The sequence below is a fragment of the Sporolactobacillus sp. CQH2019 genome, from assembly GCF_028765345.1.
Taxonomy (GTDB): domain Bacteria; phylum Bacillota; class Bacilli; order Bacillales; family Sporolactobacillaceae; genus Sporolactobacillus.
Genome location: NZ_JARAJZ010000003.1, coordinates 146,553 through 169,491, shown reverse-complemented (window position 1 = coordinate 169,491; position 22,939 = coordinate 146,553). Strand labels below are relative to the sequence as shown.

3 protein-coding genes and 2 CRISPR repeat arrays (1 of these 5 running past the window's edge) are annotated in these 22,939 nt (G+C 45.3%); all 3 genes read right to left on the bottom strand.

Annotated features, from left to right (window positions below; genetic code table 11):
* Nucleotides 1-71: 71 nt before the first annotated feature.
* A CRISPR array of direct repeats spans nt 72-1,229; the repeat unit is 32 nt; unit sequence ATTTCAATCCACGCACTCATGAAGAGTGCGAC.
* A gap of 94 nt (nt 1,230-1,323) precedes the next feature.
* The 3 genes from OYT88_RS05530 to istA all read right to left on the bottom strand — a co-directional run bounded on the left by OYT88_RS05530 (nt 1,324) and on the right by istA (nt 4,038).
* Nucleotides 1,324-1,578, bottom strand: a complete 255-nt coding sequence (locus tag OYT88_RS05530; RefSeq protein WP_274398458.1) for a hypothetical protein — start codon at nt 1,576-1,578, stop codon at nt 1,324-1,326.
* Nucleotides 1,579-1,675: 97 nt separating this feature from the next.
* The gene (gene istB / locus OYT88_RS05525; RefSeq protein WP_274398457.1) at nt 1,676-2,449 is read right to left on the bottom strand and encodes an IS21-like element helper ATPase IstB; all 774 of its coding nucleotides are present in this window, start codon (nt 2,447-2,449) and stop codon (nt 1,676-1,678) included.
* Complete coding sequence (gene istA, locus OYT88_RS05520) at nt 2,446-4,038, bottom strand: IS21 family transposase (RefSeq protein ID WP_274398456.1); 1,593 nt, start codon at nt 4,036-4,038, stop codon at nt 2,446-2,448. The genes istB and istA overlap by 4 nt, the downstream gene beginning before the upstream one ends.
* Nucleotides 4,039-4,187: 149 nt before the next feature.
* Nucleotides 4,188-22,939: direct repeats of the CRISPR family, unit length 32 nt; unit sequence ATTTCAATCCACGCACTCATGAAGAGTGCGAC; it runs 11,081 nt beyond the window's last position.

Sequence of the window (22,939 nt, the reverse complement as noted above, 5' to 3'; positions counted from 1 at the left end):
GACTCTACGGTTAAGGGGCTAGTTTCGTTCATTATAACTTTTACCAATGCTTTTGCGATAACGATCGTAGAATTTCAATCCACGCACTCATGAAGAGTGCGACGCACTACATTCCGCCGCACTTTGAGACGACAAAATTTCAATCCACGCACTCATGAAGAGTGCGACGCAGTAAATAAGACCTTTTGTGACTATTTTATTGTATTTCAATCCACGCACTCATGAAGAGTGCGACGCCGGAAGCTGAGCAGCCATACAAAAATAATTTTGATTTCAATCCACGCACTCATGAAGAGTGCGACGTCGCCAGCCCCTACACGATCGCCAAATTGTGTAGATTTCAATCCACGCACTCATGAAGAGTGCGACTATTTCAAGAATACATGCCCCACTGAAAGGAGGTATTTCAATCCACGCACTCATGAAGAGTGCGACTCAAATCTTTTCAACGGCTACGCGAAAGGCGTTATTTCAATCCACGCACTCATGAAGAGTGCGACCGGCTAAACGCCGATTAAGAGTTATCAATCAACGATTTCAATCCACGCACTCATGAAGAGTGCGACTTAAATTGTCTCGTGAAATGGGATGGTATGGCCATATTTCAATCCACGCACTCATGAAGAGTGCGACCTGAGCGCCAGCGTTTCATTCATCGGTACCGACTTATTTCAATCCACGCACTCATGAAGAGTGCGACAACCGCAAAGACTTCAAGACCAACCGATAAAAAAATTTCAATCCACGCACTCATGAAGAGTGCGACTGGCGACCGGAACGAGCGTCCAGGCGACGATCTCATTTCAATCCACGCACTCATGAAGAGTGCGACCTGTCATGTGTCTCACCTCGTCAATATTATATACATTTCAATCCACGCACTCATGAAGAGTGCGACTGGCGGCCGGAACGAGCGTCCAGGCGACGATCTCATTTCAATCCACGCACTCATGAAGAGTGCGACTTTATGCCTGCGCCGAGCGATCCCTGGCCAATCTATTTCAATCCACGCACTCATGAAGAGTGCGACGATCCACCAAAGGCAACAATATTTATCAGATCCGATTTCAATCCACGCACTCATGAAGAGTGCGACTTGATCAGTATCATTTTCTTCTACTTTTTCTGTTTATTTCAATCCACGCACTCATGAAGAGTGCGACTTTTTTAGTCTTTTCGATAACTTTTATAACAGTAATTTCAATCCACGCACTCATGAAGAGTGCGATGTAATTGTCAATTGAAAAATCCCCCACATAGTCATTAAGAATTCCCCCACCTGGTTCTTGATTGAGCAGGGGAATCAAAGGACAGTTTCACTAATTAAAATGGGTCTAATCCCAGTTGTTTTTCCAGTTGAAGATTTTTTTCTTTCAGATCTTCGATCTCCTTTTTTAAATGATCAATTTTCTCCAGAAGACGGTCTATTTTTGTCTGTGGATCAATGCCCGGTTCGTTAGCTGTACCTTTAATACGACGCCAGTCGTTAAAACGATACATCCATCTTTCATCCATGATTCCTTCTGAATCAGCCTGAATCAGGGAATCTTCTTTCAGCCATTGGACAATTTCTTCCATCTCAGGTTCCCATCCGTAAGAACGGATGAACTGAAAAATCTCGGTAGCGGTCATTTGCCCCATTCATTTTCCTCTTTTCATGATCTGGTTTTAAAGCCTAGTTTAGCTGCTGCTCCTTAAGCCATTCCTTTGTTTCCTTCATTCTGTAAGAATTCCCGTTCATATTCACCAGATAGGCCTGGTGAGTTAATCGGTCTATCATCGCAGCGGTCATCACAGGATCCTGAAAAATTTCTCCCCATCTTTCAAACGATAGATTGGTTGTGATGATCGTTGATTTTCGCCCTGCCCGAAGGGACAGATGGGTGAAGAGAAGTTCGGCACCTTCCTTGTCGAAAGAAATATAGCCCAGTTCATCTACGATGACTAGATCATATTTTTCAAAACGCATCTGAAAACTGCGCAACGTTTTGTCCGATCTGCATTCTTTCATTTGATTGATAAGCAGAGGCACGGTCGTAAACCAAACCCGATACCCAGCTTCGCAGGCTGTAATTCCCAGCCCGATGGCTGTATGTGTTTTTCCGGTCCCAGGATTACCGGCTAGAATCAGGTTCCGCCCTTCTTCGATAAATTTAAGTGTCTTAAGAAGATGGTATTTTTTCTGTGCATCCTCTGGAAGATCAGGAATAGATAAGTCTTCTAGATATTTCTTGTATGGAAATTCTGCTCGTCTAATGCGGTTATACTGAGCAGTTGCCCGTCGGGCATCCCACTCTTTCTGCAGAAGTTGGGCGAGAAATTTTGCGTAACTTACATCCTGCTGCGCGGCATCCTCAATTTCTTTCTCAAAACATTGGCGAATTGTTGGTAATTTTATATCTCGGCAATATTGTAAAATATGCTCTGTCTGTTCCTCATGACGATTCATTGGATCTCCTCCAGTTGGCCCACAGTTTCTGTATGAAAGAGTTCATCATACAGTTTGAGATGAATTTTAGCCTGTTCACTAATTGCCCGAGTTTCTTCCGAACCTGAAGAGATAACCCATTTCTGGACCTGATTTCTGGCACAGAGGATCTTAATCTTATCTGTTGTGACATGGCTGGGATTAATCCTGCAGAGAGTCTGGATGCTTTGCTCCACCTCACCCAGCGCAGCACCATCCTTGATGTACTGGATCAGTTCTATAAATTCTCGTTCATGATTGATATAATAAGTGTGATAAATGGATTGTATTCTTTGATCTGCCTGCTGCAGGGCTGCGCTACCAGCCAGTGCACCGGGCTTTTTCATTAGCGTACGGGCATAATGATCTAGGTGCAGGCTCCACTCATGGTTACCAGCCAGGCGTTGATGTTCCGCTATTTTTTCTCCGTCGTAATAGCACCAGATTCGATTGGTGTAGATTTTCACGTGGACCATCTCTCCGACTAAGTGATCCGGAACGGAGTAATGGCTTTGGTCGATGACAAGAGTCGCATATTTATCCACCCGTGCCTCGACACATCGAGCGGCATCAAAAGACGGACGAAGGGGAGGAAAGTAAGCTTGTTCAGTCTCTAAGCAAGCTTTAGCCGTTTGATTTTCACGTTCAGATTGCGGTTTCTCAGCTAATCGTTCACAAACCGAATAAAGATAAGTATTTGCCTCTTCGAGCGTTTCGAAAGAATCACGAAAAGCGAAGGCTTTCCTCCGAATCACTTCAACACTCCGTTCCACGTGTCCTTTTTCATTTCCCCTACGGATATTGCAGAAACGAAAGCCAAAACCATAGTAGAGGGAGAGTTTGAGCAGACCTTCGGTTGGCTCCTTTTCGTTTTTCCCAACAAATCGTCTGACGGCAACCTTCATGTTGTCATAAATCATAGTCCGGTACACACCGCCTACTTTCTGGAAGAACAGGGCATGGGCTTCCTGAAAACATTCAGTTTTTTGCTTTGAGAAAAGATAGGCCATTCGATAATTGCCATAGGCGGATGTGAAAACTGCCATCTGAAGGATTCTTAAATGGCCTGCAATGTTGATCGTTACTTCACCCCAGTCAAATTCACAGATATCCCCAGGTTGATAGAATCCCCTAATATAAGCTTCCTTCACTTTTTTCTCCAGTTGTCGAACGGTTCGAAGAACCGTACTATAACTGACTTTTATTCCCTCTGCAACCAGTGCTTCATAAATATCCGTAATCTTTTTCTGTTGCTTGTGAAGTCCCCTTGCCCGTTTTTCCTTATTCTCCTGAAGATAACCGATAATCTTTCCTTCAATACCCCCAGTCAGGACACGTTTTTTTCGGACATTAGAAGGATACTTAGGTGCTTCAACTAACTCCTGAATTAGTTCTTCCCGGTCTACAGGAATATTCCTTTCTTCCAGCTCAGCTAACTTTTGTTCATAGGTGTTGATATATTTCCGGATGGTTTTACGATCAATACCTGTATCTCGCGCTATCTCTCTTTGAGACTTTCCCTCCCTCAAGTACATTAATAGAATTTCTTGTTTCTGTTTCAAAGTCATCATCATCCCAATCTCCCCACAAGAAGACATCATCCTTTGTGGGTTCATTTTATAATAGAGTGGGGGAATTTTTAATGACTTTGGTGGGGTACTTTTAAATTACTACAAACAGTGCGACCCATATAATAATATTTTGTTGCGATCTGCCGGAAATTTCAATCCACGCACTCATGAAGAGTGCGACATAAATCACCCACTTAAGCAACACGAGCCGCTGCATTTCAATCCACGCACTCATGAAGAGTGCGACCAGCGTCACGGCCGCCGAGGCGATCCCGATCACATTTCAATCCACGCACTCATGAAGAGTGCGACTCGGTACCAGGCAAGGTACCTTCATTATGAGTCGATTTCAATCCACGCACTCATGAAGAGTGCGACTATCGTCCCATTCCCCACTGATCTTGTTCAAAATTTCAATCCACGCACTCATGAAGAGTGCGACTCGCTGACGATTATGCATCTCGAATCCTGAATTTATTTCAATCCACGCACTCATGAAGAGTGCGACTGTTTGCAGAGGCATCAGCCATCCAGCAATTTCATATTTCAATCCACGCACTCATGAAGAGTGCGACGATTTTTTTAAGTGTCCAGTCTGCCGCATTGTACATTTCAATCCACGCACTCATGAAGAGTGCGACATGCCCGGCACTGGCCGGATGGACCAATAGCATCGATTTCAATCCACGCACTCATGAAGAGTGCGACAAGAAGTTGATTCATCTCAAATCAAGGGATTTTTTATTTCAATCCACGCACTCATGAAGAGTGCGACATGCCCGGCACTGGCCGGATGGACCAATAGCATCGATTTCAATCCACGCACTCATGAAGAGTGCGACTTCACCCCGTGTGAAGGAAAGGCCCAAAAAATGTATTTCAATCCACGCACTCATGAAGAGTGCGACAACAGGGTCGCGGCTTAAATATCGGCGTCGTGTCATTTCAATCCACGCACTCATGAAGAGTGCGACCCGTTGCGGCGCTTGCCAGCCTGAACGGGATACAATTTCAATCCACGCACTCATGAAGAGTGCGACGCCATGTCCCCACGTTTGAAGGCGAACAGAGGTGGATTTCAATCCACGCACTCATGAAGAGTGCGACGGCAAATAATATTAATGTTGAAAATACAAATTTCATTTCAATCCACGCACTCATGAAGAGTGCGACTCTAGTTTATCCAAATCTACAAGTGAGAGAGAGGCATTTCAATCCACGCACTCATGAAGAGTGCGACGCAACGGCGATGATAAAAATCAGCCAGCTGAGTATTTCAATCCACGCACTCATGAAGAGTGCGACTACTCTTCAAAGTCGATGTCTTTCCATTTCAGGATTTCAATCCACGCACTCATGAAGAGTGCGACATCTTTCATATTTATTTCAAAAATGGTTAAATCCATTTCAATCCACGCACTCATGAAGAGTGCGACTAAACGGCTACCGTATTATATTTTAAATGACTTAAATTTCAATCCACGCACTCATGAAGAGTGCGACGCCGACTGCTGACTATGATTTATACCCGACTTTCAAATTTCAATCCACGCACTCATGAAGAGTGCGACGGCAGGATGGATTTGGAGGGGCATTGCTATATGATTTCAATCCACGCACTCATGAAGAGTGCGACCAAATCTATTGCCGTCAATTCGATAAACAGCATCAATTTCAATCCACGCACTCATGAAGAGTGCGACCTCGGGCAGTCCCCGCATTCGTCGAGTAAATTCTATTTCAATCCACGCACTCATGAAGAGTGCGACTATAAGGCTTGGCCCTGTGGGCCTGTCGGGCCTTATTTCAATCCACGCACTCATGAAGAGTGCGACATTTTCTCCTTTACCAGTGCAGATATAATTTTCACGATTTCAATCCACGCACTCATGAAGAGTGCGACTTTTTTACCTGATTATTGAGTTCCAGATGTTCAATTTCAATCCACGCACTCATGAAGAGTGCGACTCCAATCAAATTTAAACCAAGTAATCAGTTCAGATTTCAATCCACGCACTCATGAAGAGTGCGACTTGCATAGATTTGTTGTATCTATTACATAATGTCCAATTTCAATCCACGCACTCATGAAGAGTGCGACCGCCGGAAGTTGCGCCAACATCTTGGGTATCCACCTATTTCAATCCACGCACTCATGAAGAGTGCGACGCGTGCCACGTTTAAATGAGGCGCCGGTTGATCGATTTCAATCCACGCACTCATGAAGAGTGCGACCGAGGCAAAGCATGTCCGGCTGGCCGCCAAGCAGGATTTCAATCCACGCACTCATGAAGAGTGCGACGTCAAACTTAGTCAATGTCCTCTGCTGTGCAGCCATTTCAATCCACGCACTCATGAAGAGTGCGACTTGATGTATCAGGATAAAGAGCTGATTCTGCATCATTTCAATCCACGCACTCATGAAGAGTGCGACATTTCAAACCGATTATTAAAAAAAATATACCGAAAATTTCAATCCACGCACTCATGAAGAGTGCGACACTCGGCGGCATGGCAATGCCTGTTCATGATAGAATTTCAATCCACGCACTCATGAAGAGTGCGACGGCAAAGCTTGAAAAAGAGGCCCGTGAAATTCAGATTTCAATCCACGCACTCATGAAGAGTGCGACGTCATTAGCTGGAATACAAACATTGGGAAATGTAAATTTCAATCCACGCACTCATGAAGAGTGCGACAGATAATTTCAGCGCTCTTGTCGATCGTAATAGGCATTTCAATCCACGCACTCATGAAGAGTGCGACCTAAGAGACAATCCCGATTATTTACCGGCAAGAATTTCAATCCACGCACTCATGAAGAGTGCGACGAGATCTCAATCATGGACCATAGATCGCCTTTAATATTTCAATCCACGCACTCATGAAGAGTGCGACGGAGTAAAATAATGAAAAAATATAAGTATGATAGTATTTCAATCCACGCACTCATGAAGAGTGCGACGTAGTAAAAATTGTGGGCTGTTTTTCATTTACAATTTCAATCCACGCACTCATGAAGAGTGCGACTCAAACAGTGACAAGCATAAGATTTCTGATATTATTTCAATCCACGCACTCATGAAGAGTGCGACACTAGCAGACAGACTGCCATTATCCAGCTCTTTTCATTTCAATCCACGCACTCATGAAGAGTGCGACGCTTATAGCACAGTTGCGCTTCAAGAGCTAAATTTATTTCAATCCACGCACTCATGAAGAGTGCGACGTCGGTCAATTGTACGACAATCGCGGACATGTAATTTCAATCCACGCACTCATGAAGAGTGCGACTCCTTTTCTTTTATTTATTTATTAATTTAGTTTATATTTCAATCCACGCACTCATGAAGAGTGCGACAAGAGCAATTGAAAGAATTCGATAAGATTTTTCATATTTCAATCCACGCACTCATGAAGAGTGCGACTTAATCATATGTTTTGTTACAACCTCACAGATTAATTTCAATCCACGCACTCATGAAGAGTGCGACAAATAAAGCCGTTTGTAGGGTTTGGAGATAAGCATTTCAATCCACGCACTCATGAAGAGTGCGACAAAAAAAAGGAGTGAGTGAAAATGGCAATGCGTATTTCAATCCACGCACTCATGAAGAGTGCGACGCCCTTCTTGTAAGGGCATGGGAGGCAAATATTATATTTCAATCCACGCACTCATGAAGAGTGCGACTAAGTTTATAAAGCCCGCTACGTTCAGATAAAAATTTCAATCCACGCACTCATGAAGAGTGCGACTACATTAATAAATATTTTTCTCTACAAACAACAGATTTCAATCCACGCACTCATGAAGAGTGCGACAAAGGCAGAACGGATTGCCCGTGGAATTTCTCAGATTTCAATCCACGCACTCATGAAGAGTGCGACTTGCCCTGATCGGTAATAACACTTGTCGCGCCTGATTTCAATCCACGCACTCATGAAGAGTGCGACTTTTGGGGTTTTTAAGTTCAAGTTTTATCAAAATATTTCAATCCACGCACTCATGAAGAGTGCGACCGGACATGATCCATCGAGTCTACGGCCATCTGCTATTTCAATCCACGCACTCATGAAGAGTGCGACCCCGTTGGCATCCAGGGTCACATCCTCAATCATGAGATTTCAATCCACGCACTCATGAAGAGTGCGACATGGCCGGACTTCAGTGTGCTGTGAATGACGGCCATTTCAATCCACGCACTCATGAAGAGTGCGACGGCAGTTCGGACATTCATATTCCCGAACAAACTCAATTTCAATCCACGCACTCATGAAGAGTGCGACCGGACGTCTCTGAACAGGAAATCGTGATGTTCCTATTTCAATCCACGCACTCATGAAGAGTGCGACGCGCCGGCAACGCTCATGGAAATACTGTTCGATCGTATTTCAATCCACGCACTCATGAAGAGTGCGACGGTTGACCAAACAGCCTGACGATCATTTTGATTCTATTTCAATCCACGCACTCATGAAGAGTGCGACCATTCCGAAGCCGTCATAGACCTGTATCAGCTTGGAATTTCAATCCACGCACTCATGAAGAGTGCGACGTGCAATGATGAAGCAAATCACGCTGAATAAGCTTATTTCAATCCACGCACTCATGAAGAGTGCGACTTGAAACGACGGCATGATGTTATCCCCTTTTCAATTTCAATCCACGCACTCATGAAGAGTGCGACGTGTTGCTCTAATGCAAGCACAGATTAAGAAGTTGATTTCAATCCACGCACTCATGAAGAGTGCGACAAGATGCGTGGTCATTTCGTGGTCGCGCGGTCATATTTCAATCCACGCACTCATGAAGAGTGCGACAGGACCGTCCGGCATCGACATGTGGGGGCAAATCATTTCAATCCACGCACTCATGAAGAGTGCGACGATAAAGTCTACCCTCGGCTGCGCGGCCAGCGACATTTCAATCCACGCACTCATGAAGAGTGCGACGATGCGCATTTTTCTGGATCTTCTGTTCATACTATTTCAATCCACGCACTCATGAAGAGTGCGACCCCGCAGGATCCGGTGCTTACGCTCAGCAGGCCTGATTTCAATCCACGCACTCATGAAGAGTGCGACTGGATTTTTATAACTTTTCTCACTTACTTTGTAATTTCAATCCACGCACTCATGAAGAGTGCGACGTGGTCAGCGGTGATACATTGTGGGATATCGCGCAATTTCAATCCACGCACTCATGAAGAGTGCGACGCCACATCAGCCGCTTTGATCTTATCCATTGCGATTTCAATCCACGCACTCATGAAGAGTGCGACATGCCGGACTTGACGGTCATAGTCAAGCGTTCCAATTTCAATCCACGCACTCATGAAGAGTGCGACGATTTATAATATATTTATCTTACCTATGAGGATTTATTTCAATCCACGCACTCATGAAGAGTGCGACCGTATTACATTGTGGATCACACGGGTACTTTCTCCATTTCAATCCACGCACTCATGAAGAGTGCGACAATACAACAGTAGCAATTCCATTATTCGATATTTAATTTCAATCCACGCACTCATGAAGAGTGCGACGCGTATTTCCTTGGGCTGCTAAATTTCTAATTTCCATTTCAATCCACGCACTCATGAAGAGTGCGACGACAGCATAGCTTCATCATCCCACAGCTGTACATCATTTCAATCCACGCACTCATGAAGAGTGCGACCTTCCGCATTTCCCATCGCAAATGTCCACGGATTGTATTTCAATCCACGCACTCATGAAGAGTGCGACGCTGGCACATGTTTATATTTAGCAAACAGCTTTTCAATTTCAATCCACGCACTCATGAAGAGTGCGACTATTCGGCCCATGATGCGCTTTTAACTACATTCATATTTCAATCCACGCACTCATGAAGAGTGCGACTTCACGGTTACCCGCTTCGCAGCAGCGATGTCAATTTCAATCCACGCACTCATGAAGAGTGCGACCCGATAGCAGTGTCTGGGCGGCCAACACGGACGAATTTCAATCCACGCACTCATGAAGAGTGCGACCACTCGCCGTCACTCAGTGACCATCAATAAAAATATTTCAATCCACGCACTCATGAAGAGTGCGACTGAAGCCCTCGGCCGTGTCACAAATCTGTCTGATCTGATTTCAATCCACGCACTCATGAAGAGTGCGACTGCAACTCTGATATTGACCCTCATCATTATCAAAATTTCAATCCACGCACTCATGAAGAGTGCGACTTAATGGTCACGGCCCTATGGTCACGCTCGAACATTTCAATCCACGCACTCATGAAGAGTGCGACCGAGACAGCGATCAAAGAAAAACTTTCAAAAGCCATTTCAATCCACGCACTCATGAAGAGTGCGACTAATACCAATTGATTTGAGCTTCTTGTCCCTTCTATTTCAATCCACGCACTCATGAAGAGTGCGACGATATCATCAAGCATCCTTCGTTATCTAGCTCTATTTCAATCCACGCACTCATGAAGAGTGCGACCGGGCCTTTGCGGCCTTTAGCGGTCATGCGCATTTATTTCAATCCACGCACTCATGAAGAGTGCGACGTTGCGCACTTTTCGAAGCCGACGGCGGCGCGTGGATTTCAATCCACGCACTCATGAAGAGTGCGACGTTGCGCACTTTTCGAAGCCGACGGCGGCGCGTGGATTTCAATCCACGCACTCATGAAGAGTGCGACGGATGCCATGTGGCCAAGCTGATCGTTCGAAGTTATTTCAATCCACGCACTCATGAAGAGTGCGACTTTGACTGTATCAATCCAGGCATAGGCATTTCCGTATTTCAATCCACGCACTCATGAAGAGTGCGACTCAAGTAAGCTTCCGCAGCGTCGATATAATTCTATTTCAATCCACGCACTCATGAAGAGTGCGACGACGCACGTTAGAGTTTGACGCAGTTCATCATCCTATTTCAATCCACGCACTCATGAAGAGTGCGACGCTGACCGTCTTTTGTTACGGAGCCAAGCGTTTATTTCAATCCACGCACTCATGAAGAGTGCGACTTCCGTAAGCGATACAAAGTCAACTCCATTTTTAAATTTCAATCCACGCACTCATGAAGAGTGCGACTAATTTGTACAGGGCCAGGATCCAATACCGGCCAATTTCAATCCACGCACTCATGAAGAGTGCGACGACCGGACTGGATCAGGGCCTTTTGGGCAGTAACAATTTCAATCCACGCACTCATGAAGAGTGCGACCTCCTTATGCCACAGTAACGGCGCAGGTATCAATTTCAATCCACGCACTCATGAAGAGTGCGACTTTCTCACCTTCTTTCTTAGCCTCAGCTTTTTCATTTCAATCCACGCACTCATGAAGAGTGCGACGGCAACATTGCCGCCAAAAGGAGGAATCTAAAATATTTCAATCCACGCACTCATGAAGAGTGCGACCCCAGCAATCTTTGCAAATCGGGGCGGTTCATATTTATTTCAATCCACGCACTCATGAAGAGTGCGACAGCCAATTTAGCGAGCATTTCGGAGTCAGGTCGACATTTCAATCCACGCACTCATGAAGAGTGCGACATTTATCTCGCCGGCAGAAGCCAGGTACAGGTAGATTTCAATCCACGCACTCATGAAGAGTGCGACCAATCTTTTTGTCGTCCATCAGGTCATACCATCATTTCAATCCACGCACTCATGAAGAGTGCGACATGGAATATTTTCAGGACGAGGCGGCAGATCGGAATTTCAATCCACGCACTCATGAAGAGTGCGACGAAAGTGGCAATGGATTATCTGGCACAAACCGGGTATTTCAATCCACGCACTCATGAAGAGTGCGACGAAAGCGTTCAGATCATTAAACAAGCACTTTCGATATTTCAATCCACGCACTCATGAAGAGTGCGACGTGGGTCAACCTTTGTATCCCCCATGTTATAGAGGATTTCAATCCACGCACTCATGAAGAGTGCGACGTGAGCGCCCCTGACGATGATAGCCGTCGGAATGAATTTCAATCCACGCACTCATGAAGAGTGCGACTCTTAGGTGTATTCATTAATAATCCTCCTTCCTAATTTCAATCCACGCACTCATGAAGAGTGCGACTCAGCGGACCAGCTTATTACACCCGCGGCAAGATCATTTCAATCCACGCACTCATGAAGAGTGCGACGGAAGCTATGCGCAATGTTCAGCACTATATTGCAATTTCAATCCACGCACTCATGAAGAGTGCGACGCGGAGAAACGGGGAGATATTGCGAACGATCCACGATTTCAATCCACGCACTCATGAAGAGTGCGACGACAAGATCACATTCTTTTCATCGTCTTTTCGAGAATTTCAATCCACGCACTCATGAAGAGTGCGACCCTCTCTCGGCTTATGGTTCATTGTATTTTTGCTATTTCAATCCACGCACTCATGAAGAGTGCGACTGCCGAAATCGGCGATACGTGCGGTCGTTGATCCTATTTCAATCCACGCACTCATGAAGAGTGCGACTGTATTTTCGAGACGATAGACGGTGTCACGTCTTATTTCAATCCACGCACTCATGAAGAGTGCGACTGCCCGGGGCTATGTCATGGCACTATGGTTTGAGATTTCAATCCACGCACTCATGAAGAGTGCGACTCATTGCTTAGCATTAATATAATTAGTTTTTTAATTTCAATCCACGCACTCATGAAGAGTGCGACGGAGAGAAAATAGTGAAGTTTGGTAAGACAAAATCATTTCAATCCACGCACTCATGAAGAGTGCGACGGATGCATTCTATTTGACGGTGATCTAATTAAAATTTCAATCCACGCACTCATGAAGAGTGCGACAAATCCGCAACTTTCGCTTGCAATGCAGTGATGAATTTCAATCCACGCACTCATGAAGAGTGCGACTGGATTAATTCAACAGACTACAACTTATCACCAGACATTTCAATCCACGCACTCATGAAGAGTGCGACTGCCGTTAGCAATGCATATTCACATAGAGCTAAAATTTCAATCCACGCACTCATGAAGAGTGCGACGCCACTTCTGTAAATGTGCGATAAGGACGAAGTAATTTCAATCCACGCACTCATGAAGAGTGCGACGACGGACGAAAGAAAGGAATCTGCTTCCGCTTCAATTTCAATCCACGCACTCATGAAGAGTGCGACTGCTTTATTTCTTTCTAGCTTTCCAAACTGGCGAATTTCAATCCACGCACTCATGAAGAGTGCGACTCAACTCGCTGCAAGATGTCCTGGCCAAGTATAAAATTTCAATCCACGCACTCATGAAGAGTGCGACTCTCTTAATTCCCTGATTCTTTCGCCTAAAGTCATATTTCAATCCACGCACTCATGAAGAGTGCGACTGGTTCTACCCTTTCCAAGGCTGTTGAAATGACGGATTTCAATCCACGCACTCATGAAGAGTGCGACATGGATGCCTTCCGCTATGCAATGGAAGATATTAAATTTCAATCCACGCACTCATGAAGAGTGCGACTACATTTAAAAGTGATGACACCTTACCTGCAACAATTTCAATCCACGCACTCATGAAGAGTGCGACAATGGGCATGAAAAGTATTTTGATGATGATTCATTTCAATCCACGCACTCATGAAGAGTGCGACGACGACGTCGAGTATGTACCATAGTCACAACATCATTTCAATCCACGCACTCATGAAGAGTGCGACGGCAGTTTATCGCTCTCAATATGTTCCGGATATCGATTTCAATCCACGCACTCATGAAGAGTGCGACAAAATAGTTCCGTAAGTTCTCATTGTCATGCTTCCATTTCAATCCACGCACTCATGAAGAGTGCGACTTTGACAAGATATAATTCCTTTCCGTCTGAGAATTTCAATCCACGCACTCATGAAGAGTGCGACTTTATACTTTTACAACGGGGGCAGGGGCTAGTTTTATTTCAATCCACGCACTCATGAAGAGTGCGACCCGATCGTCTTACCCAGCCGCTTTCCACCATCCAATTTCAATCCACGCACTCATGAAGAGTGCGACCGCCGTAATTGCGTCCACCTTGCCAGCTGTTGAAATTTCAATCCACGCACTCATGAAGAGTGCGACATGAGTTCATCTTTTCTGTTTATGAGATAAATGAATTTCAATCCACGCACTCATGAAGAGTGCGACGCAGCTGCCGGATCCTATGCCGGGCAGGAATTTGGATTTCAATCCACGCACTCATGAAGAGTGCGACAGTTTCTGGCAGTGGAAAACGACTGAACTTCTTGATTTCAATCCACGCACTCATGAAGAGTGCGACATGTTGGTGATGTAAAAATCGGGCCGCAAGGTATGATTTCAATCCACGCACTCATGAAGAGTGCGACGGGAGCTTCAAGTTCATATGTCCTACGCAACGGGATTTCAATCCACGCACTCATGAAGAGTGCGACAATTTATAATCAAGGATTTGTTTTCTATCTTTTCTATTTCAATCCACGCACTCATGAAGAGTGCGACCAAGTTTTTGCTTATTTTTCAGAAAGTCCGTGTATATTTCAATCCACGCACTCATGAAGAGTGCGACGCTGGGCCAAAACTTGTTAAGCGCGTAATACTCATTTCAATCCACGCACTCATGAAGAGTGCGACGGCCGTCTCAGACACTTTACTGGTCAGAGCTAGTCATTTCAATCCACGCACTCATGAAGAGTGCGACGGCGAAGCTGCGCTTCAACGAGGCTATCTTTCATATTTCAATCCACGCACTCATGAAGAGTGCGACGGCGTACTGGAAGAGGATGGGACAGGCTATCGCTGATTTCAATCCACGCACTCATGAAGAGTGCGACCTATGGCTCTGCTGACTCAGGCTTTGAATCTACTATTTCAATCCACGCACTCATGAAGAGTGCGACTACGAGATTGCAAGCAATTGTTCAGGCGTCGGGGGATTTCAATCCACGCACTCATGAAGAGTGCGACCGAGCAGGCCGTAGGCGCTCAGAAATAACATAATATTTCAATCCACGCACTCATGAAGAGTGCGACGACCACATCATGATCCGGAGCGGCGGCCAACGACGATTTCAATCCACGCACTCATGAAGAGTGCGACACTGTTCGGGGGCTGTTTGGATAGCGGTAGTCAAATTTCAATCCACGCACTCATGAAGAGTGCGACTGAGACAAAGAGAGACGCTCTGCGGGTCCTATCTATTTCAATCCACGCACTCATGAAGAGTGCGACGCGAGAGCGCCAGCAGAAACGGACTCATAAAATGATTTCAATCCACGCACTCATGAAGAGTGCGACAGCACCGTGACCACAAATTGACCACGCCATGAAAAATTTCAATCCACGCACTCATGAAGAGTGCGACTTTTTGGAATCTTGTTAATCGTCAAAGCAACTAATTTCAATCCACGCACTCATGAAGAGTGCGACTTATCATCGAAATACGAAGGATAAAAATATCATGATTTCAATCCACGCACTCATGAAGAGTGCGACTGCCGGTTGCTGCGACGGTTACTGTATCCTTATGTATTTCAATCCACGCACTCATGAAGAGTGCGACTTGATGTCAATTCCCCGTTTTTCATGGAGATTGTTCATTTCAATCCACGCACTCATGAAGAGTGCGACTTGATGTCAATTCCCCGTTTTTCATGGAGATTGTTCATTTCAATCCACGCACTCATGAAGAGTGCGACCGACACGTCGAATGAGCCGAACTGACTCAGCCCAGATTTCAATCCACGCACTCATGAAGAGTGCGACGCCACAACCTGCGCCTTCTTGTCGACGGCCGGGGATTTCAATCCACGCACTCATGAAGAGTGCGACTTTACGACGGATGGAAAGAGATCACAGATGAATCGATTTCAATCCACGCACTCATGAAGAGTGCGACGAGATTTTTTGTTATCGTAGTCGAAAAGTTTAAATATTTCAATCCACGCACTCATGAAGAGTGCGACATAAATGAATAACTAATTAAATATAAGCAGCTATTATTTCAATCCACGCACTCATGAAGAGTGCGACTCCATGCCCGACAATGTATTTTTGACCTGCTGCTATTTCAATCCACGCACTCATGAAGAGTGCGACGCGATGAGCTTTCCGATACGACGTTAATCACCCCGATTTCAATCCACGCACTCATGAAGAGTGCGACTGGAGGATGGAAGTAGAGGAGCAGGTAAGGGACCATATTTCAATCCACGCACTCATGAAGAGTGCGACGATACCGATATAGGTCATCCCTGTTGGAGATTGAATTTCAATCCACGCACTCATGAAGAGTGCGACCTATTGCCGATCTGCAAGGCGGCTTTGACGCGGAGATTTCAATCCACGCACTCATGAAGAGTGCGACAAAGCGCAGGCTGTGGCTCTACTGACCCAAGCACTATTTCAATCCACGCACTCATGAAGAGTGCGACGTTTCAGAGTGGCCCGGCGTCGCGCAGAATGGGGTATTTCAATCCACGCACTCATGAAGAGTGCGACGTGACACGGGAGACAAAGGGCGTTTTCTTTATCCAATTTCAATCCACGCACTCATGAAGAGTGCGACCGTTGCTTATTGGCTTTGTTATCTGCATATTTTTTATTTCAATCCACGCACTCATGAAGAGTGCGACTACTTGTATTATTTAATTAATAATATAGTAGCGAAATTTCAATCCACGCACTCATGAAGAGTGCGACTCACTCGACAGGGACAGCCTATTACGGGGCTTATAATTTCAATCCACGCACTCATGAAGAGTGCGACAATCGCTTGATGTCGCATTTGATAGTTTTCAGCGAATTTCAATCCACGCACTCATGAAGAGTGCGACTACAGATGGGGCGGAAAATTAGGTATGCAGATGTAATTTCAATCCACGCACTCATGAAGAGTGCGACGAGATTTTTTGTTATTGTAGTCGAAAAGTTCAAATATTTCAATCCACGCACTCATGAAGAGTGCGACGTCACTTAACACGAAGCGTACTTATAAACATAATATATTTCAATCCACGCACTCATGAAGAGTGCGACGGCTTATGAGTACACGCTTCCTAAAGCCATCAAGATTTCAATCCACGCACTCATGAAGAGTGCGACGAGACGATTAATGACAAACTGTACAAAATTGAAGAATTTCAATCCACGCACTCATGAAGAGTGCGACTGTTTTTTATCACCATCACGACCGGTAAATTCATATTTCAATCCACGCACTCATGAAGAGTGCGACGGAAATATTTTTAGCAATAGTTAAAGTAGGATCAGATTTCAATCCACGCACTCATGAAGAGTGCGACTGGATACTGGACAGACGACGCGTTGGTGGCAAGCATTTCAATCCACGCACTCATGAAGAGTGCGACCAAGGTTCCGAGATCCGCCCAGTCTGTCCATTCCGATTTCAATCCACGCACTCATGAAGAGTGCGACAGTGCGCTGTATCCGCGCTTGGCTCATCCAAGTCATTTCAATCCACGCACTCATGAAGAGTGCGACCACACCGGGAAAATTTTAAATTGTAGGAGACGGGCATTTCAATCCACGCACTCATGAAGAGTGCGACTGCTGCTTGACTTTTTGTGGTTGACTGAACGACATTTCAATCCACGCACTCATGAAGAGTGCGACGACTATCCTTCGTCGTGACGGTTATCGGTGTCAGATTTCAATCCACGCACTCATGAAGAGTGCGACAACCGTGAGGTGATGCGTAATGGACAGAGACAGATTTCAATCCACGCACTCATGAAGAGTGCGACCAAAACGTTTACCGTGATTCGCCCCCCGCTTTTGCAATTTCAATCCACGCACTCATGAAGAGTGCGACGCGAAACATGCAGTGGCTGTTGGATCGATACGGGGATTTCAATCCACGCACTCATGAAGAGTGCGACGCAAACCGATCGCCTACACGATTGATCAAGGCATGATTTCAATCCACGCACTCATGAAGAGTGCGACGGCGGACCGGCAGTGATGGGCGACGGTGGCAAGCCGATTTCAATCCACGCACTCATGAAGAGTGCGACTGGCGTCAGGCATAAACGCCGACGGGCCACGCTAGATTTCAATCCACGCACTCATGAAGAGTGCGACCGCACCCGCTTTCTGGATCAGCCGGTTATGGATCCATTTCAATCCACGCACTCATGAAGAGTGCGACTTATAGCCCAAGCAATTGCTTTTTCTTAAACAATATTTCAATCCACGCACTCATGAAGAGTGCGACCTAATGCCAATGATTGTCCAAGAACAAAATGCTCAATTTCAATCCACGCACTCATGAAGAGTGCGACCGGAGCGACGGCTGACCCTTCTCGTAATGGCTGAATTTCAATCCACGCACTCATGAAGAGTGCGACGGCTTATGAGTACACGCTTCCTAAAGCCATCAAGATTTCAATCCACGCACTCATGAAGAGTGCGACTCCACCGATGTAGAAGCTCCCGTAATTTTTTGTATTTCAATCCACGCACTCATGAAGAGTGCGACGATCCATTCACGGATTGTTCCTCAGTCACTTTTCATTTCAATCCACGCACTCATGAAGAGTGCGACGGATACTATCTTTACAGGAGAGATAATGTATTAGATTTCAATCCACGCACTCATGAAGAGTGCGACGCGCTTTAGCAGCGTTAGATTATTGGGAGGAAGTAATTTCAATCCACGCACTCATGAAGAGTGCGACCGTTGCTTATTGGCTTTGTTATCTGCATATTTTTTATTTCAATCCACGCACTCATGAAGAGTGCGACCGCAAATAACACAGCTTCAATTGTTGTTGAATATATTTCAATCCACGCACTCATGAAGAGTGCGACTAATGTATCATCTATTCGGCATCAAGGCATACAAATTTCAATCCACGCACTCATGAAGAGTGCGACGAACACCAAGGAGCTAAAGTCTATTCTTTAAACGATTTCAATCCACGCACTCATGAAGAGTGCGACGGAGAAGCCCAATTGCATAAACGGCTGATTTTGAATTTCAATCCACGCACTCATGAAGAGTGCGACCAGGCTTGATAAATCACAAAGAGTAAGGCGTCCTATTTCAATCCACGCACTCATGAAGAGTGCGACCCCTGCGGACCTTGTGCTCCATCGTCAACGTTTATTTCAATCCACGCACTCATGAAGAGTGCGACAGCAGCGGCTTCCAGGCTTCCCCGCATCCATCCCATTTCAATCCACGCACTCATGAAGAGTGCGACGAAGGAGAGGACCAGCGCAACCAAAAATCGTATATTTCAATCCACGCACTCATGAAGAGTGCGACACGGCGTGTCGCTCAACACCGTTAAGTCGTGGAAATTTCAATCCACGCACTCATGAAGAGTGCGACAATTCCACATATTTCTTAGCGAGATTAAAAATTCATTTCAATCCACGCACTCATGAAGAGTGCGACTAACCTTGTGCCGAAAAAATGGCATGATAAAGCGATTTCAATCCACGCACTCATGAAGAGTGCGACCTATATGACATTCGGATTTATAAGAACCAGTCAAGATTTCAATCCACGCACTCATGAAGAGTGCGACTATTGATTCTGTTGATGATTTGCTTTCTATGTCTATTTCAATCCACGCACTCATGAAGAGTGCGACTTGAGCGTGACTGCGAGATAGATGACCTTGAATATATTTCAATCCACGCACTCATGAAGAGTGCGACAACAGTGACAAGCATAAGATCGAAGACATTAAAACTATTTCAATCCACGCACTCATGAAGAGTGCGACAAAAGCTGATAATATTAAAGGACATGATTATAACAATTTCAATCCACGCACTCATGAAGAGTGCGACGGAGTGCTTATACCATGCTCTGAGTAAAACTAATTATTTCAATCCACGCACTCATGAAGAGTGCGACTCTAATGTATCATCTATTCGGCATCAAGGCATACAAATTTCAATCCACGCACTCATGAAGAGTGCGACGATTTTAGAATAAACTCTGGTTGGTTGTTCCGACGATTTCAATCCACGCACTCATGAAGAGTGCGACTAATTTAACCACCTCAATAATATTGGATGATTCAATTTCAATCCACGCACTCATGAAGAGTGCGACCGGTTTTTTATTTTGCTATGAAAGGTGGTGACAAATTTCAATCCACGCACTCATGAAGAGTGCGACCTTGCTTGACGAATGCCAGGATTGCCCCCGATGGCAATTTCAATCCACGCACTCATGAAGAGTGCGACTTTAATAACGCTGTTTCTAATTCTGATTCGTTGATATTTCAATCCACGCACTCATGAAGAGTGCGACTAAAGGTGGCGATCTTAATGCAATTTTTAAGAGATTTCAATCCACGCACTCATGAAGAGTGCGACCTGGCCTTCTTGTCCGGCTGCTCCGCCTTCATCTGCATTTCAATCCACGCACTCATGAAGAGTGCGACAAGTTCGTCGCTCCAATTTCTCCAACATTCTTCAAATTTCAATCCACGCACTCATGAAGAGTGCGACCCGACTGGGAGCGGCTAAGAACCATCACCGTATTTATTTCAATCCACGCACTCATGAAGAGTGCGACATTGTCTGCGTGCGCTTCTCTTTCCATGTTTCATAAATTTCAATCCACGCACTCATGAAGAGTGCGACATTGTCTGCGTGCGCTTCTCTTTCCATGTTTCATAAATTTCAATCCACGCACTCATGAAGAGTGCGACCGCTAACCGTCGAGGAATATATGCATCTACGCAATATTTCAATCCACGCACTCATGAAGAGTGCGACGTCATGTTCCGGCGTAAGTCTCGGTCGTCCTCGCCGATTTCAATCCACGCACTCATGAAGAGTGCGACCTTGCGTTTTTATCAGCATCAGATTCTGTGTAACTATTTCAATCCACGCACTCATGAAGAGTGCGACCGATCACACGTGCGACTCGTTCCAATATTACGTATTTCAATCCACGCACTCATGAAGAGTGCGACCATCCGTCATACTTATCTGACCAGTATCGCTTGTATTTCAATCCACGCACTCATGAAGAGTGCGACCAAGCCGGTGTTTTTCTCAATGAAACACGAAAAGATTTCAATCCACGCACTCATGAAGAGTGCGACTTATGCAGGCAGAAGACGACGCCGAAGTGCCAATCATTTCAATCCACGCACTCATGAAGAGTGCGACCCAGAATTCCCGCGGGTTCGCCATAACTCGTTTCAATTTCAATCCACGCACTCATGAAGAGTGCGACAGGCTCTAATTGACATATTAAACATGATTGCACCTATTTCAATCCACGCACTCATGAAGAGTGCGACCATATCAGGTAAATATGCTACCTATCGTGATACCATTTCAATCCACGCACTCATGAAGAGTGCGACGCGGAGTATGGCGCGCAATGGCCCGGCGTGGCACAATTTCAATCCACGCACTCATGAAGAGTGCGACCTTAGGGGTGCTCAGCGATATGATTGATAAAATTTATTTCAATCCACGCACTCATGAAGAGTGCGACGTTCGTGAACCAGTGTTTCTTCCATGTCATGAAATTTCAATCCACGCACTCATGAAGAGTGCGACCGATCTCGGCCTTCTTCCGACTGAACCGGCTAAATTTCAATCCACGCACTCATGAAGAGTGCGACCCGATCGGGCAGTCGGATTGGATCATGTGATTATATTTCAATCCACGCACTCATGAAGAGTGCGACATTCATGGACGCCAACTGAGTTTAAATCGTTTATATTTCAATCCACGCACTCATGAAGAGTGCGACGGTTGATTTCGACGAATCCATCCTGCGGATAAGAATTTCAATCCACGCACTCATGAAGAGTGCGACGCAGAAGCAGCGATATCTAGAACGTCAGATTCGATTTCAATCCACGCACTCATGAAGAGTGCGACTTACATATACTGATTGGGAATCTGAAGCAAATAAAATTTCAATCCACGCACTCATGAAGAGTGCGACTAAATGAAAGACATGAGTGCGAAGCGTAGATAGTATTTCAATCCACGCACTCATGAAGAGTGCGACTGATGATTATTTTTACAAACAAGTAAATTATTATTTATTTCAATCCACGCACTCATGAAGAGTGCGACTATACATTCAATAAATCAGCAATTTTAATGGAGATTTCAATCCACGCACTCATGAAGAGTGCGACCCGAATGTCTTCATCTGAAATGGACAGATTTTGAAATTTCAATCCACGCACTCATGAAGAGTGCGACGATGCCGAATCAGCAACGGCGACCGGCCGAAATAATTTCAATCCACGCACTCATGAAGAGTGCGACGACTTTGATGATTCAATCGCAGAGGACCGAGTCCATTTCAATCCACGCACTCATGAAGAGTGCGACATATGTGCATTGAGTATAATGGAATACAACATTATATTTCAATCCACGCACTCATGAAGAGTGCGACCAGAGCCAGGATATGAGGGATTAATTCTATTTGACATTTCAATCCACGCACTCATGAAGAGTGCGACAAATCCGCTGCTCTGCCTGAAAAACATTGCGAAATTTCAATCCACGCACTCATGAAGAGTGCGACGCTATTTCAGCGGCTTCGCATGCCATAAAGGACTTATTTCAATCCACGCACCCATGAAGAGTGCGACATCGCTGAGCAGTGATTCCGCATAAGCCTGCAGCATTTCAATCCACGCACTCATGAAGAGTGCGACATCCACTGCCACCGCCTCCTAGCAATCCGGTAAAATTTCAATCCACGCACTCATGAAGAGTGCGACGCAAAGCGGGTGAGCGGATGAAGAAAGGATGATTGATTTCAATCCACGCACTCATGAAGAGTGCGACGATACCCGCTTTTATTCTTTATAAAGGATCGAGAGATTTCAATCCACGCACTCATGAAGAGTGCGACTGGCAAAAGAATTAGCTCTTTCCGGTATTGTGTATTTCAATCCACGCACTCATGAA